The 24,234-nt window shown below is 42.2% G+C and carries 20 protein-coding genes; 6 read left to right on the forward strand and 14 right to left on the reverse strand.

Going from position 1 to position 24,234, the window contains the following annotated elements:
• Positions 1 to 35: 35 nt before the first annotated feature.
• Together C8N29_RS09300 and C8N29_RS09305 are read right to left on the reverse strand one after the other, a co-directional pair.
• Complete coding sequence (locus C8N29_RS09300) at positions 36 to 998, reverse strand: DNA replication terminus site-binding protein (protein WP_107865789.1); 963 nt, start codon at positions 996 to 998, stop codon at positions 36 to 38.
• Positions 999 to 1,356: 358 nt separating this feature from the next.
• Positions 1,357 to 2,163, reverse strand: a complete 807-nt coding sequence (locus C8N29_RS09305) for an alpha/beta fold hydrolase (protein ID WP_107865790.1) — start codon at positions 2,161 to 2,163, stop codon at positions 1,357 to 1,359.
• Positions 2,164 to 2,509: 346 nt separating this feature from the next.
• On the opposite strand from C8N29_RS09305, the gene C8N29_RS09310 reads away from it, so the two are divergent.
• The gene (locus C8N29_RS09310) at positions 2,510 to 5,125 is read left to right on the forward strand and encodes a bifunctional aconitate hydratase 2/2-methylisocitrate dehydratase (RefSeq protein WP_107865791.1); all 2,616 of its coding nucleotides are present in this window, start codon (positions 2,510 to 2,512) and stop codon (positions 5,123 to 5,125) included.
• Between the two features lie 74 nt (positions 5,126 to 5,199).
• Here C8N29_RS09310 and C8N29_RS09315 read toward each other — a convergent pair whose 3' ends face one another.
• A complete protein-coding gene (locus C8N29_RS09315; protein WP_107865792.1) occupies positions 5,200 to 6,003 on the reverse strand; it encodes an SDR family NAD(P)-dependent oxidoreductase in 804 nt (267 codons plus the stop codon).
• Between the two features lie 3 nt (positions 6,004 to 6,006).
• Positions 6,007 to 6,561, reverse strand: a complete 555-nt coding sequence (locus C8N29_RS09320) for a TetR/AcrR family transcriptional regulator (RefSeq protein WP_107865793.1) — start codon at positions 6,559 to 6,561, stop codon at positions 6,007 to 6,009.
• 92 nt (positions 6,562 to 6,653) lie between these two features.
• On the opposite strand from C8N29_RS09320, the gene C8N29_RS09325 reads away from it, so the two are divergent.
• Positions 6,654 to 7,577, forward strand: coding sequence for an alpha/beta hydrolase (locus C8N29_RS09325; protein WP_107865794.1), 924 nt, complete (start codon positions 6,654 to 6,656; stop codon positions 7,575 to 7,577).
• A gap of 125 nt (positions 7,578 to 7,702) precedes the next feature.
• Here C8N29_RS09325 and C8N29_RS09330 read toward each other — a convergent pair whose 3' ends face one another.
• The 3 genes from C8N29_RS09330 to C8N29_RS09340 all read right to left on the reverse strand — a co-directional run bounded on the left by C8N29_RS09330 (position 7,703) and on the right by C8N29_RS09340 (position 10,758).
• Positions 7,703 to 8,428: an START domain-containing protein gene (locus C8N29_RS09330; RefSeq protein ID WP_107865795.1), complete on the reverse strand. Its 726-nt coding sequence runs from the start codon at positions 8,426 to 8,428 to the stop codon at positions 7,703 to 7,705.
• A 148-nt stretch (positions 8,429 to 8,576) separates the two neighbouring features.
• Positions 8,577 to 9,491 carry an SDR family NAD(P)-dependent oxidoreductase gene (locus tag C8N29_RS09335; protein WP_204509313.1) on the reverse strand — a complete coding sequence of 305 codons (915 nt, stop codon included), beginning with the start codon at positions 9,489 to 9,491 and terminating at the stop codon, positions 8,577 to 8,579.
• 262 nt (positions 9,492 to 9,753) lie between these two features.
• On the reverse strand, positions 9,754 to 10,758 hold the full coding sequence (locus tag C8N29_RS09340; protein WP_107865796.1) for an AraC family transcriptional regulator: 1,005 nt from the start codon (positions 10,756 to 10,758) through the stop codon (positions 9,754 to 9,756).
• Positions 10,759 to 10,939: 181 nt separating this feature from the next.
• On the opposite strand from C8N29_RS09340, the gene C8N29_RS09345 reads away from it, so the two are divergent.
• The 3 genes from C8N29_RS09345 to infA all read left to right on the forward strand — a co-directional run bounded on the left by C8N29_RS09345 (position 10,940) and on the right by infA (position 14,242).
• Positions 10,940 to 12,193 (forward strand): alkane 1-monooxygenase, encoded by a 1,254-nt coding sequence (locus C8N29_RS09345; RefSeq protein WP_107865797.1) that lies wholly within the window; start codon positions 10,940 to 10,942, stop codon positions 12,191 to 12,193.
• A 370-nt stretch (positions 12,194 to 12,563) separates the two neighbouring features.
• On the forward strand, positions 12,564 to 13,706 hold the full coding sequence (locus C8N29_RS09350) for an alpha/beta fold hydrolase (RefSeq protein WP_107865798.1): 1,143 nt from the start codon (positions 12,564 to 12,566) through the stop codon (positions 13,704 to 13,706).
• Between the two features lie 314 nt (positions 13,707 to 14,020).
• Positions 14,021 to 14,242, forward strand: coding sequence for a translation initiation factor IF-1 (gene infA / locus C8N29_RS09355; RefSeq protein ID WP_107865891.1), 222 nt, complete (start codon positions 14,021 to 14,023; stop codon positions 14,240 to 14,242).
• 61 nt (positions 14,243 to 14,303) lie between these two features.
• On the opposite strand, the gene clpA is transcribed toward infA, so the two are convergent.
• The 3 genes from clpA to C8N29_RS09370 form a co-directional block, all read right to left on the reverse strand.
• Positions 14,304 to 16,583: an ATP-dependent Clp protease ATP-binding subunit ClpA gene (clpA, locus tag C8N29_RS09360; RefSeq protein ID WP_107865799.1), complete on the reverse strand. Its 2,280-nt coding sequence runs from the start codon at positions 16,581 to 16,583 to the stop codon at positions 14,304 to 14,306.
• A 60-nt stretch (positions 16,584 to 16,643) separates the two neighbouring features.
• On the reverse strand, positions 16,644 to 17,009 hold the full coding sequence (gene clpS / locus C8N29_RS09365) for an ATP-dependent Clp protease adapter ClpS (RefSeq protein ID WP_107865800.1): 366 nt from the start codon (positions 17,007 to 17,009) through the stop codon (positions 16,644 to 16,646).
• 148 nt (positions 17,010 to 17,157) lie between these two features.
• A complete protein-coding gene (locus C8N29_RS09370) occupies positions 17,158 to 17,931 on the reverse strand; it encodes a sulfite exporter TauE/SafE family protein (protein WP_107865801.1) in 774 nt (257 codons plus the stop codon).
• A gap of 321 nt (positions 17,932 to 18,252) precedes the next feature.
• Here C8N29_RS09370 and C8N29_RS09375 point away from each other — a divergent pair, with 321 nt between their 5' ends.
• Positions 18,253 to 18,870, forward strand: a complete 618-nt coding sequence (locus C8N29_RS09375) for a hypothetical protein (protein WP_107865802.1) — start codon at positions 18,253 to 18,255, stop codon at positions 18,868 to 18,870.
• Here the strand turns inward: C8N29_RS09375 and argB are convergent.
• From argB to coaBC, 4 genes are all read right to left on the reverse strand, one after another.
• Positions 18,867 to 19,781 carry an acetylglutamate kinase gene (gene argB / locus C8N29_RS09380; RefSeq protein WP_107865803.1) on the reverse strand — a complete coding sequence of 305 codons (915 nt, stop codon included), beginning with the start codon at positions 19,779 to 19,781 and terminating at the stop codon, positions 18,867 to 18,869. The two genes, C8N29_RS09375 and argB, sit on opposite strands and share 4 nt — an antisense overlap.
• Before the next feature lie 11 nt (positions 19,782 to 19,792).
• Positions 19,793 to 22,186: a phosphomannomutase/phosphoglucomutase gene (locus C8N29_RS09385; RefSeq protein ID WP_170106948.1), complete on the reverse strand. Its 2,394-nt coding sequence runs from the start codon at positions 22,184 to 22,186 to the stop codon at positions 19,793 to 19,795.
• Positions 22,187 to 22,373: 187 nt separating this feature from the next.
• A complete protein-coding gene (gene dut, locus C8N29_RS09390; RefSeq protein ID WP_107865805.1) occupies positions 22,374 to 22,826 on the reverse strand; it encodes a dUTP diphosphatase in 453 nt (150 codons plus the stop codon).
• Between the two features lie 19 nt (positions 22,827 to 22,845).
• Positions 22,846 to 24,078: a bifunctional phosphopantothenoylcysteine decarboxylase/phosphopantothenate--cysteine ligase CoaBC gene (gene coaBC / locus C8N29_RS09395; RefSeq protein WP_420836659.1), complete on the reverse strand. Its 1,233-nt coding sequence runs from the start codon at positions 24,076 to 24,078 to the stop codon at positions 22,846 to 22,848.
• Positions 24,079 to 24,234: the final 156 nt, after the last annotated feature.

Consider the following 24,234-nt stretch of genomic DNA (forward strand, 5'->3'; position numbering starts at 1 on the left):
GTAGAGTAGTCGTTTACTCTGCCCTAGCCCATCTATTATTCTTCAGTTATCGGTTTACGCTGCCATTCGTTATTACGCGTTGTCGCACCGTCATGTAAGGCTTGTTCATTAATCAACACTTTTTTGGGCGATTTTACTTGTGCGAATAAGCCAATACTTTCAATCACCGATGATAGTAATGCCGCATCTGCACGTGGTGTTTCCCGTAAATGCTCACTCATATCAAAGGGATTTAAGCCATAAACACGGGGTTTTTGGGTCGGTTCATTAAGATAAATAAACACGGGAAGATTCGCAGGGACAATACGGCCAGCATTGCTTTTTTGTCCTTTATTGTATGCCATCATGCGAGGATGTGGGGCTTTACGCCAACGATAAATAAGTGGAATTTCAGGTGGAACTTCTGCTAATTGTTGCTTTTGCAAATTAATAATATTTTCCCACTCACTCGGCGTAAATTGATCGGGACGATTTTTTCTTGAACGTTCTAACTGTGCTTCAACATCCGCACGACTGACATGCACACTGCTTGGTGTTGCGCCTGCCCACGAAAAATATAAACATTCAGGGGCAGTCCATTGTACTAAGTGCCGATAACATTGTAAGACCGACACATTAGGTAAGGCTTGACGTGTTGTCCGATTTCTTTCTTTTTCGGGAATACTTAACATTAAGCGTTTAAGCGTATCTTTTTTAGCGTTAATGATATCTATTTCCGGTGAAAAATCCCTATCAACGCCCAACCAGCCAGGTAAACGATAAGCGGTAGCAGGGTGTTGATTGGCTTGAAAATGTAAAACTTCAAATGCTTCAGCCGCTTTTATTGCCGCAGCTTCTTTGGCAATATGTTTTACCTCAATGATTTTTGGTGCTAAGCCATTGTTATTTAGAGGAACTTCGTAGACATCTCCGTCAACAACATGCGGCATCCACATTAATCTAAAATCTGCCAACGTCTGTTGTATATCCTGAAAAGCATCACGTAATTCAAAAATCATTATTCAACCTCAATTTATTTTTATCGTTACTCGTTACGGCTGGATGCACTAATAAATAATTAACACACATAGCATGCTACGAATATCAAGATAGATATGCAACCTCAATTTTGTATTAAATATTACTTAATACATATTATGTAATTTATTTTATATTTTTTAGTAGGAGATACTAAAATAAAGCCTATTATAGACATTATTTAACATAATATACATTATGCGATGAGTTATATCCCTTAAAGGAAGCATCATATTTAATGTTGTTGTATTAAAAATTACGTGTGGTTATTTGTATTTGTGATGAAATGATAAATCGTTTTAAGCTCTGTGTCCGTATATAGCTTAAAACGTGTTTGTCTTATGCTGCGTTTGGATAGATTTTCCGTAAAAACTTTAGCACAAAACCCAAGAAATATTCAGGAGATTCTGCAAAAACCGCATGTCCTGTTTCTGAAATATGTAATTCAGCGTGAGGAATGACAGCCTGAGCAATTTTTGCATCGTGTTTAGCCGATACTAACGGGTCGTATTGGCCAAAGAATAATAAGGTTGGGCAACGAATATTTTTGGCTTTTTCACGCAAATCGGCATCTGGTAACAACATACTGCGCCAAATTGCACGATTAATGGCAAATGGAACTGTTTTACCGTACTCTTTTAATGCCCGAGATTTCATGGTTTTTACCCACGTAGAGCCACCTTTCAGGTAAAAATTGGCTAATACAATGGGCGGAATGGCTAAAGAACTGGCCTGTAAACGACAAAATAAACGTGTCATGGCGTTATGATTCGTAAATCCCGCAGGTGAAATAAGGACTAAGCTCTTAACCCGCTCTGGAAATTCGGCAGCATAACGTGCAGCAGCATAGCCACCTATCGAGTTACCCATTAAGGTAACCTCAGCTAAGGCTTTCTCGTCAATCACGCCCTTAAGTACGTCATAAAAATAATTAACACTGGCTTTATCTATGGGCTCTGGTGCATCTGATGTGCCATAACCAGGCCAGTCGATGGTAATCACGCAATAATTACGTGTTAATGCATCAATAATGGCATTATAATCTTTACTGTCACCGGGGTTTGCATGCAACAAAACAAGATAATTTGTACCTACTCCCATCTTTCGATAGTGAACTTTTCCTTGCGGAAGCGTCAACATTGGCATGACCAAACACCTAAAATCTTAAATATAGTTGACCGAAGTCTCAAAAACGTCATAAAGCTATCGTAAACATGGCCTAAAAACTAGCTCTACAATTAGAAAACTTTAGTATTTATTTATGAAAGAATGGTTATATGCTTTGGAATATAAGGTTTTCTTAACTTTTGTCCGATTGAGTGCTAACATTCTGCCACCGTTTTTGTGCTGCATGTTGATATCCATCAATCGCACCCCAAAAAGCTCGTTTAGATTTACACATAAGAGTTGTAGTTTGCCCAGTATTTTATCTGTGAGCGATACAAATTTGACGGTATACGTGTAAATGTCACGCTAATATGAGGAAACTATCGTGCTAGAAGCCTATCGCCAACACGTTGCTGAACGCGCTGCCCAAGGCGTTCCACCCAAGCCACTTGATGAACAACAAACTGCTGCTTTAGTAGAATTATTAAAAAATCCACCAGCAGGTGAAGAAGCCTTTTTGGTTGATTTAATTGAAAACCGCGTGCCTGCGGGCGTTGACCCAGCCGCTTATGTTAAAGCTGCTTTTTTAGCGGCTGTTGCTAAAGGTGAAGCTTCTTCTCCTTTAATCACTAAGCAACGTGCTGTGTACTTATTAGGTACGATGCTCGGTGGTTACAACGTTGAGCCATTAGTTCAGTTATTAGACAATGCTGAGTTAGCGGCTGAAGCGGCTAAAGCCTTAAAAGCTACATTATTAATGTTCGACTCTTTCCATGACGTTGAAGAAAAAGCCAAAGCTGGCAACGCGGCTGCAAAAGAAGTGTTACAAAGCTGGGCGGATGCTGAATGGTTTACTAACCGTCCAGAAGTGCCAAGCACCATCAAATTGACGGTGTTTAAAGTGACTGGCGAAACCAACACTGACGACCTATCCCCTGCTCAAGACGCTTGGAGTCGTCCAGATATTCCATTGCACGCAAATGCCATGTTGAAAAACGTACGTGATGGTATTAATCCAGACAAACCAACAGAAATCGGCCCAATCAAGCAATTAGAAGCCTTAAAAGCAAAAGGTAACACCATTGCTTATGTGGGTGACGTTGTGGGTACAGGTTCTAGCCGTAAATCTGCAACCAACTCGGTATTGTGGTTTACAGGTAACGACATCCCGCACATTCCAAACAAGCGTGATGGCGGTTTCTGTATTGGTAGCAAAATTGCGCCAATCTTCTTCAACACCATGGAAGATGCGGGTGCATTACCTGTTGAATTAGATGTGTCACAAATGAACATGGGTGATGAGATTGTTTTAAACATCGATCATGCTAATGCTATTGTGACTGCTACTAAAGATGGCGTTGAAATTGCTAAAGCTCCGTTAAAAACACCTGTGTTATTAGACGAAGTACGTGCGGGTGGCCGTATTAACTTAATTATCGGTCGCTCCTTAACCACTAAAGCACGCGAAGCTTTAGGTTTAGCGCCTTCTACATTATTCCGTCAACCACAACAACCTGCTGACACTGGCAAAGGTTACACCCAAGCTCAAAAAATGGTGGGTAAAGCCTGTGGCGTAGCAGGTATCCGTCCCGGTACTTATTGCGAACCAAAAATGACCACTGTTGGTTCTCAAGATACCACAGGTCCAATGACACGTGACGAATTAAAAGATTTAGCGTGTTTAGGCTTCTCTGCGGATTTAGTGATGCAGTCTTTCTGTCACACCGCTGCGTATCCAAAGCCAGTTGACGTACAAACTCATCATACCTTACCTGATTTTATTATGAATCGCGGTGGCGTGAGCTTGCGTCCCGGTGACGGTATTATCCATAGCTGGTTAAACCGTATGTTATTACCTGATACCGTAGGTACAGGTGGTGACTCTCATACACGCTTCCCAATTGGTATTTCTTTTCCAGCAGGTTCTGGTTTAGTTGCGTTTGCGGCGGCAACAGGTGTGATGCCTTTAGATATGCCTGAGTCGGTATTGGTTAAGTTTAAAGGTAAAATGCAAGCAGGTATCACCTTACGTGATTTAGTGCATGCTATCCCCTACTATGCTATCCAAGCTGGTGATTTAACGGTTGAGAAAAAAGGCAAAAAGAATATTTTCAATGGCCGTATTTTAGAAATTGACTTGTCCGAAATGGAAGGTGATTTAACCGTTGAACAAGCCTTTGAATTGTCTGACGCGTCTGCTGAGCGTTCTGCGGCTGGTTGTTCTATTACTTTGTCTGAAAAGTCTGTGGCTGAATACTTAACCTCCAATATCACCATGTTAAAGTGGATGATTTCTGAAGGTTACGGTGATGCCCGTACGATGGCTCGTCGTATCGAAGCAATGGAAAAATGGTTAGCTAACCCAGTATTGTTGCGTGCTGACGCCGATGCTGAATACGCTAAAGTGTATGAAATTGACTTAAACGACATTAAAGAACCCATCCTTTGCTGTCCAAACGACCCAGATGATGCCAAGTTGTTATCTACCGTTGCTGGTGACAAAATTGATGAAGTGTTCATCGGTTCTTGTATGACTAACATCGGTCACTTCCGTGCTGCTGGTAAGTTATTAGACAAAGTTGAAGGCGGCTCTTTAAGCACTCGCTTATGGTTAGCTCCGCCAACTAAAATGGATCAACATCAATTAATGGAAGAAGGCTACTACAACATTTATGGTCGCGCTGGCGCACGTACCGAAATGCCGGGTTGTTCTTTGTGTATGGGTAACCAAGCCCGTGTTGCTCCAAACACCACTTGTGTGTCCACGTCTACACGTAACTTCCCGAACCGTTTAGGTCAAGGCTCTAATGTGTACTTAGCCTCTGCTGAGTTAGCCTCTGTGGCTGCAGTGATGGGTAAATTGCCAACGGTTGCCGAGTACATGGAATATGCGAACAAAATCGACAGCATGGCTGGCGACATTTATCGCTATTTGAACTTCGACCGTATGAGTGAATACACCGACAAAGCTAACAAGATTGATGTTGCTCAGTTGACGTAATCTTACTTAAACGACTTGAGTCTTTGCTGAAGTCGTTTAATAAACAAAAGCCCAGTTTTTACTGGGCTTTTTATTTACAACTGTTTGGGCTGCATTTGACTGCTAATGACTGGCCACAAACGATTCACCTGCCACATAAAATTAGAATAAAAACCAGTTTTGACATGCAAATCACGATTATTTATACCTTTTAAGGCGGTATTAATCACTTTGTCAGGGTCATCAATAAAGATTTTAGGCATGACAGGAATTTTAGCTTTACCGACAATCGGGGCTTTTAAGATACCAGTACGGGTAAAAAATGGATAAATAATCGTTACATCTACGCCACGTTTTTTAATTTCACCCGATAAAGCCATCGCAAAACCACGTAAACCAAATTTCGCCGCGCTATAACTTGTCCCTAACTTAGTAGCAATAAACCCTGCAACTGAATCAATAAAAATAAAATGGCCACTACCACGCTGCAAAAAGTCAGGTAAAAATAAATGCGTCAATTCCATCGGTGCAGTTAACATCACACGCATTTGTAAGTTCATTTTATCCATCGGAATTTCTTCATAATGTCCGACAAAGGCTAAACCTGCGTTATGCACCACCATATCCACAGGGGCAATTTTTTGACAGGCTTCGTACAAGGCTTTTGGCCCTTCGACAGCGTTTAAGTCACTTTTAATTTGACCTAAAACTTGTTTTTCCCAGCCAAAAGGCAAACCACCGCCATCGGCTAACTCGGTAATTGGCCGCTCACTAACATCGGTTAAAATAACTTTAGCCCTAGCCATTAACAAGTGACGGACAAAAGTTTTTCCCAGACCTCCCCAAGCACCTGTTACCAACACCACTTTACCCGCTAAACGTGGAAAATGATTCATCATAATTTACCCTCTGTTTGATGTGATTTTTGAGATTAAAAAATTGGCAATAGTTTCTCTTTCACAAGCATCGCCTGCATGATGTGATAACAGCCCTTCGACCACAAACGTTGCTATTTTGGCGGCTATTACACACTCTTCTTGTTTTAAGCCATGCAGCATTAATTGATTAACAACCAGTGACTCGAGCATAAAGTGAAAACGTTGATGCCATATTTTGATACTTTCAGCAAAGTTCATGCGATTATGTACGGTCGTAATCACATGAGGAACGGCATCAAATTTATCGAGTAACCACAATAATTGTTGGTCTAAACTTTGTTCTTGAATGCTTAAATACTCTGCTAGGGCTTCGGCAACCAGTTCATCTAAAATCGCAATCAATAACTCGTCTTTATCTTTGAAATACCAATATAAAGTATTCGGTGCAACGCCTGCTTCTTTAGCTAAACGAGACATACTGGTTGCGTCATAACCTTCTGCTAACAACAATTGTCTTGCGGCTAATAAAATTTCTTGACGTTTATGTTCGCTATCAATTTCACGTCTATTTTTGGCCATAAAAATTCTCTATTTTTATCTTGAATGATGTTCAAGCAGATGATAGCATTTATCTTGAATGATATTCAACATAAATTTAGCATGAGGTTTTTATGACAATTGCCGCCAATCCACACATCCATACTCGCCAAGATGTCGAATTTTATAGCTCAGGCGTTATTTGCCGTGCATGGTTAACTTATCCACAAACAGCACAAACGCAAGACGTGCCTTTAGTGATTATGGCGCATGGTTTTGGCGGCACACGTGAGATGCGTTTAGAACAGTATGCTCAGCGTTTTAATAACTTGGGCATGGCAACGCTGATTTTTGATTATCGCAATTTTGGTGCTAGCGATGGTTTACCACGTCAATGTTTAATTCCTCAAAAAGAGGTAGAAGACTGGCATGCTGCCTTAGCCTTTGCGCGCCGTTTACCAAATATTAATCGTCAAAAAATTGCCTTATGGGGAACGTCGTTTGCGGGTGGTTTAGTGGTGACGGTGGCGGCACAAGACGGTAAAGTCGCGGCAACTGTTAGCCAATGCCCAATGTTAGATGGTTTGGCTTCGGCTTTAGAAATTGCTCGTTATGCAGGATTAAACTCGTTAATGAAAGTCAGTACGCATGGCGTAGTTGATGTTGCTTTATCGGTATTAGGTAAAACACACTATATTCCTACCGTTGCCAAAGAAGGTGAAATTGGCGCAATGACCAGTCACGATGCGTACGATGCCTATTTGCGCCTCGCAACAGAAAACACGACTCTTATTAATAAAGTCACCGCGCGTACAGGATTATTAGTTCCGTTATTTAGACCAATTAAAGATGCCAAGAAAGTAAAATGCCCTGCTTTATTACAAATTTGCGAAACAGATACCGTTGCGCCTGTAGCTGCTGTTGAAAAAGCAGCGAAACTCATGCCTAAATCAGAAGTGGTGCGTTATCCTGTTGGTCATTTTGATGTGTATTTTGGTGAGGATTTTGAACGTAGTGTTAGCGATCAAGCGAAGTTTTTGCAAAAGCATTTATGTTAAAGCAAAACTTAGACGCTTCACTGGCATCAGTATCTTGGGCGCAAAAATATTAATCAACAAGTAGTCAAGAACAACCATAAGTGTGTTGAATAAATAGGCGATATGGATTATCGCCTATTGAATGTTTAGTTAACCTCTTCCTCTAATATTTTAAAGGGAAAGTCTGGGGGCAAACCCTGATTTTTCACCTGCTGCACCATACGTTGTAAGCCTACAACGGTATAATAAGGCGCTTGTTTTTGAACAGCATTTACCGCCCACGTAGGTGCCATTCCACCGGGGTCAATATAGCCTTCGACTTCCACTCTCACCTGCTCTTTATTGATGGGAGTAAATTTGAGAACCATATCTTCGGCAAGCATACGTACTAAAGGCGGCTTTTCGGGAATAAAATCAGGTACAGCTTTTAATTTAAGTGCAGCAAACCCTTTTTTACGTGTGTAAGGTTCAATAGTAGCGTGAATAATCGCATCTCTATCAGGTAACGTTACAGGTGCATCATGCTGAATATAATAATAAAACTCGGTTGGAGAGATAATTTTTAGCACCTTCGCATTGCGTACTTCCCAAAACCAACGCGTATAATTATCAATATCCAAATAGACTCGTCCTAAGGCTACTAATGGCGCATCAATCAAATAATCTAGTTTAAACGAGCGGATACGTTTTCCGTCTTCTCGTTTTGAGTAGGCTTTGATATTACGTTTAGTGTCATGCTTGACTAGTATCCATTCATTAAAGGCTTGTGTCCCTCGTAACTCTAATAACTCATCATCAACATCTGCTGATACGGTCGTACTTAAACCGCTAATACCTAAAGCTAAAATAACGGTGGTTAATAGTTTACGCATAGTCGCTTCTCTTTTTATTTTGTCAACTGATGCTCTGACATTATTTATCAAAAGTACAGTCACAAAGCGCGTTAAAACTTGCGTTAAAATCCTTATTTATAATAGGGTCATTTATATGAAACATGACTGTTCTATTTATTGTATGGACTTATAGCCCTTTTTGAGCACTTTTAATACTTGCCTCACTATCCTTAGAATACTTAAATACTAACTGCATGCCTTTACGGATAGGTGCGGGAAATAATACTGAGGTCACTTCGCCTGGTCTTAAAAAAGGTGGAATAATATCAATGGGCTTATCGACTATAGCACGTTCAATGACATGAGCCGCCTCATCTGTCGTCATACCAGGTAATAAATGCATCCACGGTGTTGGCGCACTCATACGGGTATAAACAATCGCAGGATAAATCGAGGTTGTATCAATCCCTTGCGCTTTTATTTCTAAGGCCACACTACGTAACCAAATATCGAATGCCCCTTTTGAGGCTTGATAGGCGGCCCAACGCGCACCAGGCGGCATACGCACCCCCCACGTTGAAATATTGATAATATGCCCTTGTTTTCGTGCACGCATCGAGGGTAATAATGCTAATACCAACTGTACAGGCCCTAAATAGTTAATCGCCATCGTTCTTTCGAAGTCTTGAAAGCGATTCTCTGACATCATAATGGAGCGCCGAATCGACTTTCCTGCATTATTAATTAAAATATCCACATAATGATGTTCTGCTAACATAGTTTCTATCAGTGCTTTTGCTTGTTCAGGCTTACTTAAATCTGCACTATAGGCATAAGCCTGACCGCCACCCGCCCTAATTTTAGCCACGACTTGCTGTAACTTATCACTAGACCTCGCCACCAAAAATAAAATAGCCCCCGCATTTGCCAAGCGATAAGCAGTCGCTTCACCAATCCCAAAAGAAGCACCTGTTAATAAAATATGCTTCCCCTCCACTGCGTTGCGCAATTTGTCCAGATTATTTAAGCCTTTTGGATTGGCTAACCATGATAATGCACGTGCCCAGATATGAGGTTTGTGATGTGTTATGTTGTGAGTCATTGCTATATCTCCTGTTATTCTATTAAGCATCTTCTCAATTTCAGCGTTTACCGCCTCTTCCGACTTCATTGATAGACTATTTTTACTGTTGTAGCGTCTGTTTATAGCTTAAACATTGGCTATATTGACAAAAAGATTTGTTCTTCTAGTTACTTTATTGTTTTTATTTTTTATTATTAAATTTAATTTTTAGGGAGTGTATAAATTACATTTCGAAGGGAATTATATAGAAGTTGACATTTTTTATAGGGGGTGTATAAATTTAGTTTATGGCTCTCTCTTTACGATATTGACTCGGTGAAATACCGTATTGACGTTTAAAGGCTTGGCTAAATGCCGTTTCGGAGGCATAACCTACTTTTTCACTGATTCGGCCAATACTCAAGTCTTGTAATGCTAAATGACGAGCCGCCTGTCTTAAGCGATGTTGGGTTAAATAGGCTAATGGCGGTTGGCCAAGCATCGTTGTAAAGCGTTCGGCAAAGGCAGAACGCGATAAACAAGCTAAACCTGCTAATTCAACGACAGTCCATGCTCGCTCAGGATGCGCGTGAATGGCGCTTAATACAGGCGTTAAATACGGGTCTCTTAATGCGCCCAACCAATTATCTGTTCCTTTAGGAAGCTGCTCTACATAATCACGTACACACTCAATAAGAAACATGCCAATCAAACGGTTAATGAGCGTATCTCTACCTGGTCGATGGCGTTCTACTTCGAGTGCCAAAAACTCTAAACCTAAACGTAACCAATCTGGGCCGCTTCCGTTTAGTCCGTGTCTGATGAGTAAATAAGGGGGTAAAGACGATAATAATGGCCTTCCCATATCGGTATCTAATAAACACCGTACGGCCAATACCAGCGCATTATGTGTGCCTGTGCCCAGATTTAAGGGCGTATTGCGATGTCCCGCAAACTCAGACATCAGCCAAAAGTCTTCTAATATCAGGCTTGTGTCTGTGTGCTGTACGTGATGTGTCAGGCCGTATGGAACAAAGACTATATCTCCCGCCTCTAAATGCTGTGTTTCTTTTTCTGATATGTGTAAGTTGAGCTCACCCGATAAAACGACATAAAAAATCGTTTGCTGGGCAACACTAAAACGCCAACGACCATGGCCGCTAATGTATAAATACTCTGCTCCACTTAAATGAATATCATCCAAAATATGGCTTAAGGCATCCATAAATACTACTAATCTCATCAAAATGGCAATTAATGGTGATAAAACGGCGGCATGGCATGTCTTTTGGACTTTTTTGCTCACAAAGCCGTCAGAAAAAACACAATAACTGTATCATTATCCAATGTCGGAGTTTAACGCAAGTTTATTGGACGTTGACAACTGGTTGTTTGACCACGCTAAGGGCAAGATTACCACATAAATTGTTAGACAATCATAATGAGTGTAGCACGAGTCTGCACTCCCCAACCAAAGGTCAAACATCATGAACGCTAAGACACCAGACTATTTATTAGAGAGCGCTGATAAATCGAATGCTAAGTGGAAAGACAAAAAACGTTACTTATGGTTGTTAAGTCCTGCTGTTCCTGTCATTGGTATTGCGGCATTAAGCGCTTACGCGGTTGCCCCTAAAAAACTACGTGCTTTAGCATGGGTTGGCCCTGCTTTAGTTCATGGCGTGATTCCTGCTTTAGACCGACTCATTGGTGAAGATACCAGTAATCCACCCGAATCTGCGATTAAAGATTTAGAAAATGATAAATACTATGGCCGTATTGTCAAAGCCTTTATTCCTGCACAGTATGCCGTCACTTTCTTAGGTGCTTGGTTGGCCAGCCGCAAAAATGTCCCTGCCTTAGATTATGTGGGTTTAACCTTGTCTGTAGGTGCTATGAATGGTATTGCTATCAATACAGGTCATGAACTGGGGCATAAACACGATAAAGTAGACCGTTTATTTGCGATGGCTGCTTTAGCGCCAACAGGTTATACCCATTTTGCGGTCGAACATAATTTTGGTCATCATAAACGTGTTGCCACACCAGAAGACCCAGCCAGTAGCCGTTTAGGTGAGAGCTTTTGGAAATTTTTGCCTCGTACTGTAATTGGCGGCTTCAAATCTGCGGTGACCATCGAAAAAGAACGTCTTGCTCGTAAAGGTAAAGGCTTCTGGACACTAGAAAATGAGTTATTGCAAGGTTGGGCGATGAGTGCAGCATTCTTCGGTGCGACTGCTGCCGTTTGTGGCCCGCGCTCTATTCCCTTCTTAATTGGTCAAGGGGCTTACGGTGCCAGCTTACTAGAAGTCATAAACTACGTTGAACATTATGGTTTGAAGCGCGAAAAACTACCTAACGGCAAATATGTCCGTACGTCGCCAGAGCATAGTTGGAACAGTAACAATATTGTGACTAACTTATTCTTGTATCAGTTACAACGTCACTCAGACCACCATGCGCACCCAAGCCGTAGCTTCCAAGCCTTACGTCACTTTGAAAATGCGCCGCAGTTACCTGGTGGTTATGCGTCCATGCTATTACCCGCCTATGTACCAGCGCTATGGTACAAATTGATGGATGAGCGTGTCATCAATCATTACAAAGGTGACTTAAGTAAAATTAATATGGATCCCGACCGTCGTGCAGAGCTAGAAGTAAAATACGCTGCTGTGGCACAAAAAGCGGCCGATGCGGATAAAACAGAAAAGGAAAGTAGCGTTACCGAACAAGCAGCCTAAATTTAGTCCTCTTATTTATATTATTTCTCGTCTGTGGTTTGGCTTGGTACTCCTTGAGTACCAAGCCTTTTTTTATGAACAACACATCAGACAACTAGCTGTTAAAGCCGATACTTTTTCTACTTAATGCATTGACATAGCCTCATCAAAATAATACGCACGATTTTTTCTTAAAAATTGCTTTTTTGCTTAAATCACCGCACAAATAAACTTTTGAGTCAGTTTTATTCTTATTACAATAGGATAGATTAACTTATCGCTAAATGCTTGTTTTCATAGGCGCATTTAGTTGGCACATGATTGTGATTGTAACACGCTCATGATTAAGGCTCGTGTCCACCACCTGACTGACAATAGAGACTTCACCACCATGACATCTTTGTTTAGTAAATCTGTCAAAATGATTCCCAAACCTACACGTCGTATTTTGAATAATGCAAGTGACCGTTTATTTCGCGCACGTGACTTAGTCCTAGCCGACCAAACACCTTACGAAATCATACACGATAATGGCTTGGTCAAATTACGTCATTATTTTCCATTGTCAGAGGATACAATTACACTTGATGGACAACCCTTGCCTGTCAACAAAAAAACACACAAAACACCGCTTGTGATTGTGCCGCCGTTGGCCGTGAATATGTTGATTTATGACCTGTTTCCAGACCGTAGTTTAGTGAAATATTTTTTAGCGCGTGGTTTTGATGTTTACTTAATTGACTGGGGCATGCCCACTCGTAAACATGCGCATTATAATCTTGTGACCTATGTCTGTGAATTGATGCCCGAGTTTTTAGCCAAAATACGTGAACACAGCGGTCAACGCCAATTATCACTACACGGCTGGAGCATGGGTGGTGTATTTACCCTATGTTATACCGCGCTCACACATGACCCCGATATTCGTAACTTGGTAATTTTAGGCACACCCATTAATAGCCATGCATCTGGTGCGATTGGCAAAGTTTATCAGTTCATTGAGCGTCGAGCAGAATGGGTCAGACAAAATACAGGCTTTCGTATTCACAATCTCAATCCCCAATGGCTGCATACACCAGGGTGGATAAATGTTGTTAGTTTTAAGATGACTAACCCCATTGGCAGTTTAATGGGGTATTGGGAGTTGGTCGTTAAGCTGGCTGACCGTCAATTTGTTATTAATCATGCAACGACATCGGCCTTTTTAGACAAAATGGTGGCCTATCCAGGTGGTATTGTACAAGACATGATGGTACGCATTTGGATTGATAACGAATTAGCCAAAGGCTACATGCAGCTAGGTAATTCCGAGGTACGTTTATCGGATATTCAAAGTGCATTATTTGCTGCCGCAGGCAAAAGTGACAATATGGTCACCAAAGCTGCCGTAGAGACGCTAATGGAACATGTCAGCTCTAAAGATAAAATCTTTGAAGTGGTTGCAGGGGGACACATGGGGATTCTCTCTGGCAGCAAAGCACCTCAAGATGTTTGGCCTAAAGTGGCAAACTGGCTAGCAGAACGCTCTAACTAAGCAACTAAAATTAGCCTTCTGATGCACCGTCGTTTTTGTGCAGAGAAGGCTTTTTTCTGTGAGATGAAGATTGCATTAAATAACGATATTTTGTGACGAAACTTTTGCCATTTTTACAAAAATCGTGCAAAATATTGCACCCGCGCAACCTTAGTCTTAGGTAATTGTTGTTTGTTTTGTCAGCCCCTATCTGACCTTGAAGGTACAACAACGGCAGAACACCTAAAACAAAGACTGCAACCATGAATTTATGTATAGTGCGTTATTTAGGTGACTGCCTGCCTAATCATGCACTGATGAGTACTAGGACTGATATGTCAAACAAAGAAGAGCAAATCGAGATGGACGGGACGGTGATTGACACCCTCCCCAACACCATGTTTCGTGTACAGTTAGAAAACGGCCACGTTGTCACTGCGCATATTTCTGGCAAAATGCGTAAACACTATATTCGGATTTTAACAGGCGACCAAGTCAAAGTTGAGATGACTCCTTATGACTTAAGCAAAGGTCGTATCACGTACCGCGTTCGCTAAGGCGTGATAAAAAAAGCCACATGATAATGTGGCTTTTTTATTTGGCTTTTGTTCTTAGATATTAAGCGGGTGCAGCCGTCTTTGACTCTGTAGCCTCTACATGTAGCACTAAGGCATTGCTCTCGACAGTGACTTGTACATGACCGCCACCATTGGCCAACTCGCCAAACAGTATTTTTTCGGCTAACGGTTTTTTCAAGTTTTCTTGAATCACACGCGCCATTGGTCTTGCTCCCATCAGCTTATCGTAACCGTGCTCAGCTAACCATGCACGGGCCAATTCATCTACCTCAATCACGACGTGCTTGTCATCAAGCTGTGCCTGCAACTCTACTAAGAACTTATCAACCACACCCGCAATAATCACAGGGTCTAGAGCCTTAAACTGAATGATGGCATCTAAGCGGTTACGAAACTCCGGTGTAAACATGCGCTTCATCACCTCCATTGCATCGGTACTGTGGTCTTGTTGGGTAAAACCAATACTAGCGCGCGTCATGGACTCTGCGCCTGCATTTGTCGTCAAAACGAGAATCACATGGCGAAAATCCGACTTACGGCCATTATTATCGGTTAAGGTACCGTGATCCATCACTTGTAATAACAGATTAAAGACTTCAGGATGAGCCTTTTCGATTTCGTCCAGCAATAACACACAATGTGGATGCTTTGAAATGGCCTCAGTCAGCAAACCGCCTTGGTCAAAACCAACATAACCAGGTGGCGCACCTATCAAACGTGATACGGTATGACGCTCCATATATTCCGACATATCAAAGCGCACCAATTCAATACCCAAGATTTTAGCTAATTGTTTCGTAACTTCTGTTTTGCCCACACCCGTAGGCCCTGAAAATAAGAAACAACCAACTGGCTTCTCGGGGGCTTTTAAGCCTGCACGCGATAGTTTAATTGCAGAGGACAAGGCCGTAATCGCTTCATCTTGACCAAAAACCGTCATTTTAAGGTCACGCTCTAAGGTGCGTAGAGCTTCTTTATCATTAGCTGACACCGACTTAGGTGGAATACGCGCAATTTTGGCAATCACCTCTTCAATCTCACCGACACCAATGGTTTTTTTACGCTTGCTGGCGGGCAATAAACGTTGAAAAGCCCCTGCCTCATCAATCACGTCAATCGCCTTATCAGGTAAAAAACGCTCATTGATATAACGACTCGCCAACTCCGAAGCCACTTCCAGTGCTTTTTCGGTATAACGTACACCATGATGCTCCTCAAAACGTGACTTTAAGCCTCTGAGAATTTGATAAGTTTCGGCAACGGTTGGCTCTGGAATATCTATTTTTTGAAAACGACGAGCTAAGGCACGGTCTTTTTCAAAAATACCGCGATACTCTTGATAAGTTGTAGAGCCCATACAACGCAAAGAACCATTCACTAACACAGGCTTGATGAGGTTTGACGCATCCATCACCCCACCACTGGCAGCGCCTGCACCAATGATAGTATGAATTTCATCAATAAATAGAATAGCTTCTTCCTGCTTTTTTAGCTCACTGAGTACCGCTTTAAAGCGTTTTTCAAAGTCACCACGGTATTTAGTGCCTGCCAATAACGCACCCAAATCGAGGCTATACACCACTGATTGCGCTAAAGGCTCAGGTGCTTTTTGACTGACAATCAACCATGCTAAGCCTTCAGCAATGGCTGTTTTGCCAACACCTGGCTCGCCAACTAAGAGTGGGTTATTTTTACGACGACGACAAAGAATTTGTGCTGCGCGCTCGACTTCGATATCTCGACCAATTAACGGGTCTATTTTACCTGCCAGCGCCAGCTCATTGAGGTTAGTTGCGTACGCTGCCAGCGCACTTTTAGGTGTTGCTTCGCCGTCTTCATCTGCTTGCGACTGTTCGGAATTATTTTCTTCAGGATTTTCTTCGGCTTGTTTACTGATACCGTGAGAGATGAAGTTAACAATATCCAAGCGATTGATATTTTGTTTTTTCAAGAAATAGACAGATTGTGACTCTTGCTCAGAAAAAATCGCCACCAGCACATTCGCGCCCAATACTTCTTTTTTACCTGAAGATTGCACGTGGAATACCGCACGTTGTAGCACACGTTGAAACCCCAAGGTTGGTTGTGTTTCTCGGTCTGTGTCTTTTACAGGAAGTTTAGGCGTTGTCTCATCAATAAATTGTGCGAGTTCACGCCTTAAAATAGCAATATCACCACCACAGGCTTTGAGCACTTTGACTGCTGAGTCATTATCTAAAAGTGCCAACAAAAGGTGTTCTACAGTCATGAACTCATGACGTTTAGCACGAGCATCACGAAAAGCTAAATTTAACGATACTTCTAAATCACGACTTAACATAGCAACACCTTTTAAGTTAGTAGTGTCAATAACTTCGTGTTATTGAACACTCTGTTGTAGCTAATCTGATTTTTGCTCAACAAGACACATTAACGGATGTTCATGTGCACGAGCAAAATCAATGACTTGTTGCGCCTTAGTTTCGGCAATATCTTTGGGATACACGCCTGCAACTGCTTTTCCTTCATGATGAATAGCTAACATAATTTGTGTCGCTTTTTCAATATTCATGCCAAAAAATTGCTCTAAGACCTCTACGACAAAATCCATTGGCGTATAATCATCATTTAACACAACCACCTGATAAAAAAAAGGTTTTTTAAGTTGTGGTTTTGCAGTTTCTAACAAGACCCCATGTTGACCCTCATCATCTTGATGGTCTGACATTTGATTGGATGTTAGTTGATAATCGCGTATTTTGCTCATAACAAGCAGCCTACAATAAAAGGTATGGGTTGAAATGTGAAAAATCTCAAGGGGCTTGAGTGTTTATTTCACTCGGGATAGGTATTTTAATACACTCTAACCGTTTTTAGTGTAACTAATCACGAACTTACTGGGAATAAAACGCTCATTATAGGGAGTGAACAAACGCCTTAAAAATTAAATGCCCACCCACTAAAATTGTCAGTATTTCAAAACTGCGCTTTACTAATAAATTACCTTGTAATAGCGCGAAATGCGCCCCTAAATAACCGCCAATTAATGAACCGATAATTAAGGGTGGCAACCATGTCCATGCGACGGGTGTTTGTTGTGCCAATGACAACGCACCCAAACCATTCCAAAACAAACCCACTAAAATTAAGGTGTACGAGACGGCACGGGTAAAATCTAAACCAAACCAGCGTACGAGCCAAATTGTCACAAATAAGCCAGTCCCCGATGTTAAAGAGCCATTTAACACCCCAATGACAAACAAAATGCTACAGCCAATCAATAAGCCTAAAGGGTCACGGTGAATACGTTGGCTACTCTGCCCTAACGTTGGCTTAAACACTGAATATACCCCTAAGCCTAAGGTTAGCACACCCAAAGCCAAGGTTGCCCAATGCTCAGGCACATCAACAATTATCTGTGTACCTAACCACACACCTGGTAAACCTGCCAGCAAAATCAAGCTCGCAAAACGTAAGTTTAAGCGACCTGCTTGCCAATGACGCAATGTTGCTCCCACCCCTAATGCAACGCTAGCTATTTTATGCGTAGCTAAAGCGGTGGCAAAAGGCAATCCCAACATCAGTAAAGCGGGTAACTGTAATAGACCTGCACCACCTCCCGCTAAGGCCGATAAAAGATTGGCAAATAAAGCAACCACCAATAACAGTAATAATTGACTCCAAATCACCTATAGTTTCCTTCTGAAAGTCTAAAACCAAGTCGGTTGGTAGTTGTCATGCTGCAATGAAAACAATATAGTTACCAACTTAAACCAATATAAACAGCAATACAGTATAAAATTATCTTTAAGGATTGTGGTGATATGAGTATTTTAGCCGAGACTCCTGACGGCAAAGTATTCTGTCTACACTCCAACAATGCATAGTACTCAGGCTTGCTTTGACAGCCTTTGTTCTAGACAACAAGGGTTTTGGCATTAGTTATGATTTTTTTTCAGCGTTTCATTTCTGGTCTTTGCGTTTGCTGCCTGTTACTGAGTAGCACGACTGTGATTGCTGCTCCTGCTACTAAAGGGTCAAGTACAGGCGGTGCAAAACAGCTTTATCGTTATTACGATGATAAAGGCCGCCCTACGGTGAGCGACCAACTGACGGATGAACATGTCAGCCGCGGCTATGATATTGTTAACCGTCACATGCAACTGATTAAACGTGTCCCCCCCTTCGATGCCAACGCCTATGCACGAGATAAAGCGAAGCGTGATGCTGCCCTAATACAAGCCGCCGAAGATAAGCGCATTCAACGTTTATTTGGTTCTGTTCGTGACGCCGAATTGGCACGTAATCGTCAAGTGGACACACTCGACTCAAGTATTAACTTTAATACCTTACAGTTAATTCGGATTAAGCGTTTACGCGCTGAAGCGGTAGAAGACGCCGCAAGTGCAGAACGTAAAGGTGAAGTCCCCAGCAAAAAACTTAAATCTCAAATCGCTGATTACGATGGTCAAATTAAAGATTTAGAACAACTGATTGCCAGCCAGCGTAGCGACCAAGATAAAGTAAAATCAGATTTTATCCCGATTATCAAACGCTTAGGCGAACTCGAAGACGCTAGCACCGATAGTTCTATCAGTGCTAATGCCACCTTTAATAAACCGAATTAGCGTTGTTTAGCACGTCCTTTACGGTTAGTAATTAAGGTACCAATACCCTCATCGGTAAAAATCTCTAAGAGACTGGCATGTGGTACGCGGCCATCAATAATATGCGCACTAATGACACCGCCTTTTACCGCCTCTAAAGCACAGGCTATTTTGGGAATCATGCCACCGTAAATTGTCCCATCGGCAATTAAGGCATCGACATCTTGTGTACTCAATCCTGTTAAAATTTGCTTATTTTTATCCAAGACACCGGGAATATTGGTTAATAAAATCAATTTTTCCGCCTTCAAGGCTTCAGCCACTTTGCCTGCAACTAAATCGGCATTGATATTATAGGACTCCCCTTCATCACCCACGCCCACAGGCGCAATCACTGGGATAAAATCACTGGCTACAAACATATCTAGAACATCGGTTTTAATACCTGCTACTTCGCCGACTTGGCCAATATCTATTTTTTCTATTGCCCCATCGGCTTGCGCTTTTTCTAAATACAATTTCTTAGCGCGAATTAAATTACCATCTTTACCTGTTAACCCCATAGCACGACCACCGTTCTGGTTAATCAGGTTAACAATGGATTTATTGACGCTACCACCTAATACCATTTCGACAACTTCCATCGTCTCGGCATCTGTGACACGCATCCCATCGATAAAGGTTGATTGTTTACCAATTTTAGTCAGTAAATCGCCAATTTGTGGGCCGCCACCATGCACAACAATGGGATTCAAACCCACGGTTTTTAATAAGACTATGTCACGTGCAAATGAATTTTCTAACTCTGGGTCAGTCATTGCATTGCCGCCATATTTCACGACAATCGTTTTACCTGCAAATCGTTGAATGTAAGGCAAGGCTTCGGTGAGAACTTTGGCAACATTCAAAGCGGCATCACGTGATAAGGTCATTATCTGTCTCTCTAAAAGGTCATAAGTAACATAGGTTCTGCTTGCTGTAACAAGCGTTTGAAGAAGTCTTTAATGGTGGCTAATGCTTCTTCGTCATTCGCTTCAAATCGAGCCACTAAATGTGCGCCTGTATTGGACGCACGAATTAAGCCCCACGCATCAGGAAACTCAACTCGTAAGCCGTCAGTTGTATTGACAACGGCATTAGGAATATCATGATAGTCGTTCACTAGACGTTCCATGAGAACGGCTTTATGGTCTTCTGCGATGGGAATATGAATTTCTGGTGTACTTACCCGCACTGGGAATTGTTTGAATAAGTCATCTGCCGTTGCATCATAGGTATTGGCTAAAATCTCTAAGAATCGAGCGGCTGCATACAAACCGTCATCAAAACCACCCCAACGGTCATTAAAAATAAAATGCCCACTCATTTCGCCAGCAAGTGGGGCATTAGTTTCTTGAATAGCCGCTTTTAACCAAGAATGACCCGTTTTGGTCATCACAGGACGGCCACCATTTTGTGTAATCACTGTCACTAAATCACGGCTACATTTGACGTCATATAAAATATCTGCACCGGGTTGTGTGGCTAAAATCTCTTTGGCAAACAACATCAATAGACGGTCACTGGCAACCACTTTAGTGGAATTTGTCACAATCACCACGCGGTCGCCATCACCATCTAATGCAATCCCTACGTCTGCACCACTAATCGCAACATCACTCAATAAATCGTCTAAATTTTCGGCCTTTGTCGGGTCTGGGTCATGGTTAGGGAAATTACCATCAGGGTCACAATATAAAGCACTGACGGTACAACCTAATGACTCAAACAATTTGACCGCTAAAGGCCCTGCTACACCATTACCCGCATCAATGACGACATTAAAATTACGTGCCAAAATCACATCATCGTTCACATCTTGCAAGTAGGCATCGGTGATATAACGCTCGGTATATGCACCTGCGCCTTTGCTAAAATCTTTGTCTAAAATACGTTGACGTAAGGCCATAATTTCTGTGTCAACTAAGGTATGATGCGCTAACATCACCTTAAAGCCATTATCGGGTGCAGGATTATGACTGGCCGTCACCATGACACCGCTGCCTGTACCGAGCTTTTTAGCGGCATAATATAAAACAGGTGTTGGCACTTGCCCCACATCAATTACGTCACAACCTGACTCTTGCAAACCATCGACTAAGGCTTTTGATAACTCTTGGCTAGAGAGACGCACATCACGCCCCACCAATATCGTTTGTTCGCCACGCGCTCTAGCTTCACTGCCAATGGCTAAACCAATTTGTTTAGCTAGCGTTTTACTCAGCTCTATATGCGCCTTTCCACGAATATCATAGGCTCTGAAAATGTGTTTAGGGACAGTATTATCGTCTTTGATGTCTGTTTTATGACCCACACTAAATTCTAACGGGGTTTGCTCTTTGACAGGTTCATCAGCCGATGCCACTACCTCTTGTGGTAGTTCCAAATCTAAGACCGCGTCTTTAGACAAGGCCACAGTCTGTTTTTGGTCTTCTAACAAAGTGCCATTCACAATGGCAGCCACTTCATTGACATTAACCACCGCTTTATCTTCGGCTTTTTGCGATAAAGATACAGGTGGCGGATTATATTTGGCTAAGGCTTCAACTAATAATTGGGAATGCGAAAAGTTCAGTGCGGGATACGTTTGCCTATTTTGCAAAAAGGCTAAAATGGCTGTGTTATCTTGTTCTGCCGCTTGTGTGAATTTACGGCCCAATAACCATAACCCTACGCCTGCACCTAATATCGCTACCAATGCAGATAGTATCGTTAATAACGGTGAAGGGGCAGCGGGAACCTCTACTCTTAACTCCCACTCTGCCCCTGTTAAGCTGAGTTTAGGGTTCGCCGAAACATCGACAGTGGTTTTACTATAGATGGGCAGCTTTTCTTTGTTAATCGTCTGGCTCAGGTCAATACTAATGCCTTGTTTGACTAAGGTCTCTAAATTCTTTTCTAAACCAGAAAACGGCACACTGACCAAAACAACACCGCTACCATTGGCTAAAGGTTGGACAAAATCAATGGCAGCTTGTTTATTGATAAAACTCACTTCTGGTGCAATTTTACCTTTATTGGCGATAGCACGACGTAAAATGTCTTGATGACTAAAGCTCAACTCTTTAGGCACCTCTGCCCCCGTCATCACCACTTGTACAACCTTAGCCCCCGCGATACTCCCAACTAAAATTTCAGCAGGTTGCTTTGCCATTTCGGTGACAAACTGTTGTTGTTGTTCAAGATAGTGGTTGATCAAATCAACAGCTTGCTGTTGATAGTTTGACTCTAATTGGCGATGTTGTTGTTGTTGCTGGAATACGGTCAAACCAACATTTGCACCTGATGCGATAGTCACAACACCCACTATTGTTGCTGCATACGGTAACATTGTTTTTAATACAGACTTCTTTTTTGCCGCCAAAACCGTACCCTCTTAATGTGGAGCTTATACCTGTATTTTGGGTGCCTTGTACAAGCTCTAGTGTGCAATCATTTATTATTTTGTCGTGCTTAAACCAATAAAATTGATTGGCTGTTTGCGTTTATTGCCGACCTGAGTGACCAAATCCACCGCTCCCACGTGCGGTTGCCACAAACTCATCCACCACTGATAACTCAGCCTGTAATACAGGCACAAGCACATATTGAGCCAAACGCTCACCTGGTTGAATAGTAAAAGCACTGTGCCCCCTATTCCAACACGAAAGCATTAACTCGCCTTGATAGTCTGAATCAATCAGCCCAACTAAATTACCCAACACAATCCCATGTTTATGACCTAAGCCTGAACGTGGCAGTATGAGGCCAGCATAAGCAGGGTCTTCAATATAAATTGCCAAACCAGTACCAATCAATGTGGTTTGACCTGCCTCTAAAGTCACTGCTTCTTGAATACAGGCTCTTAAATCCATCCCTGCCGAGCCTTGAGTGGCATAACTGGGCAAGGGAAATTGTGTACCTACGAGAGGATTTACGATTTTAACTTGTAGTTTCATCATCAGTTCAACTTACGGATTAAGATGGATTATGGGCAATGGCTGGATTGATAGCCGATAACTGCTGCACACACAAAGCAACTAACTGTCTTGCAATCAGCGATTTATTTGCCTTATCTAATTTTTGATAACCGCCACGCCAAAAAACAGTCATCGCATTATCATCACTTTGAAAGCCAATATCTGCGCGGGATACATCATTACAGGCAATCATGTCTAATTTTTTGGCTTCAAGTTTAGCGCGCGCATAATTTTCTACATACTGAGTTTCGGCGGCAAATCCTAACACAAAAGGGCGCGGTGTTGATTGGGCAATGGTCGCAACAATGTCAGGATTTTTTACCAATTCAATCACGATTTCATCGCCTTGTTTTTTAATTTTTTGCTCAGCGACAGCGGCAGGTCGATAATCCGCGACGGCAGCCGTGGCAATAAACATATCACACCCTTCTGCCAGTGCTTGCTGACTGGCAGCTAACATTTGTAAGGCACTGGTGACATTAACACGTTGTACACGGTCGGGCGTAGGTAAATGCACAGGCCCACTGATTAAGGTCACGTGTGCACCTGCTTCTATACAAGCCTGTGCTAAGGCATAACCCATTTTTCCCGAACTATGGTTACTAATATAACGTACAGGGTCGATGGCTTCGCGTGTTGGGCCAGCGGTAATGACGACGCGCTTACCCGTTAAACTGCCTACCGCAAATAAATTAGCCGATAGTTGTGCTAATTCGACTGCTTCTAACATTCTACCTGCACCAATATCGCCACAGGCTTGGCTTCCACTGGCAGGCTGAAATACAGTCACCCCTTGTTGACTGAGTTTTAAGACATTATCTTGGGTAATTTGTGCAGCCCACATTTGTTGATTCATCGCAGGCGCGACTGCACGTTTGGCACGTGTTGCTAGCCAAAGTGTTGTTAATAAGTCATTGGCAATTCCATGCGCTAAACGCGCTATCACGTCAGCACTCGCAGGGGCAACTAACACTAAATCCGCCCATCTTGCCAGCTCTATATGCCCCATGCCTGCTTCGGCTTCGGGGTCTAATAACTCCGTATGTACCACATTCCCTGAGAGGGCTTGTAAGGTTAATGGCGTAATAAACTGCTGTGCGGCTAAGGTCATTACCACTTGCACTTCTGCGCCTGCATCTCGCAAACGACGGACTAAATCGGCACTTTTATAGGCAGCGATACCACCACTAATGGCCAAGACAACACGTTTACCTACTAAAGTTGCTAACATGGTCAACAGTCTACTTTGTTTAGGGGCTAAGACGATGGCTAGCTCTAATCATCAAAGAGCATGGCTTAAAAGCGGCAAAGATACCATTTGCTGAGAATGAGAGCAAAGCAGGACTGCTTATTTAATGGGTAGTCTTAACTTTTAAGGCGAATAATC

Source organism: Agitococcus lubricus, from assembly GCF_003051055.1.
GTDB classification, from domain to species: domain Bacteria; phylum Pseudomonadota; class Gammaproteobacteria; order Pseudomonadales; family Moraxellaceae; genus Agitococcus; species Agitococcus lubricus.

Excerpts from the sequence above, each read along its gene's own strand:
- C8N29_RS09345 (WP_107865797.1), top strand. The coding sequence starts at position 10,940 with ATGAACGCTAAGACACCAGACTATTTATTAGAGAGCGCTGATAAATCG.
- clpA (WP_107865799.1), bottom strand. The coding sequence starts at position 16,583 with ATGTTAAGTCGTGATTTAGAAGTATCGTTAAATTTAGCTTTTCGTGAT.
- C8N29_RS09335 (WP_204509313.1), bottom strand. The coding sequence starts at position 9,491 with ATGACTCACAACATAACACATCACAAACCTCATATCTGGGCACGTGCA.
- C8N29_RS09320 (WP_107865793.1), bottom strand. The coding sequence starts at position 6,561 with ATGGCCAAAAATAGACGTGAAATTGATAGCGAACATAAACGTCAAGAA.
- dut (WP_107865805.1), bottom strand. The coding sequence starts at position 22,826 with ATGAAACTACAAGTTAAAATCGTAAATCCTCTCGTAGGTACACAATTT.
- clpS (WP_107865800.1), bottom strand. The coding sequence starts at position 17,009 with ATGAGCAAAATACGCGATTATCAACTAACATCCAATCAAATGTCAGAC.
- coaBC (WP_420836659.1), bottom strand. The coding sequence starts at position 24,078 with ATGTTAGCAACTTTAGTAGGTAAACGTGTTGTCTTGGCCATTAGTGGT.
- C8N29_RS09300 (WP_107865789.1), bottom strand. The coding sequence starts at position 998 with ATGATTTTTGAATTACGTGATGCTTTTCAGGATATACAACAGACGTTG.
- infA (WP_107865891.1), top strand. The coding sequence starts at position 14,021 with ATGTCAAACAAAGAAGAGCAAATCGAGATGGACGGGACGGTGATTGAC.
- C8N29_RS09330 (WP_107865795.1), bottom strand. The coding sequence starts at position 8,428 with ATGCGTAAACTATTAACCACCGTTATTTTAGCTTTAGGTATTAGCGGT.
- argB (WP_107865803.1), bottom strand. The coding sequence starts at position 19,781 with ATGACCTTATCACGTGATGCCGCTTTGAATGTTGCCAAAGTTCTCACC.
- C8N29_RS09315 (WP_107865792.1), bottom strand. The coding sequence starts at position 6,003 with ATGATGAATCATTTTCCACGTTTAGCGGGTAAAGTGGTGTTGGTAACA.
- C8N29_RS09350 (WP_107865798.1), top strand. The coding sequence starts at position 12,564 with ATGACATCTTTGTTTAGTAAATCTGTCAAAATGATTCCCAAACCTACA.
- C8N29_RS09325 (WP_107865794.1), top strand. The coding sequence starts at position 6,654 with ATGACAATTGCCGCCAATCCACACATCCATACTCGCCAAGATGTCGAA.
- C8N29_RS09305 (WP_107865790.1), bottom strand. The coding sequence starts at position 2,163 with ATGCCAATGTTGACGCTTCCGCAAGGAAAAGTTCACTATCGAAAGATG.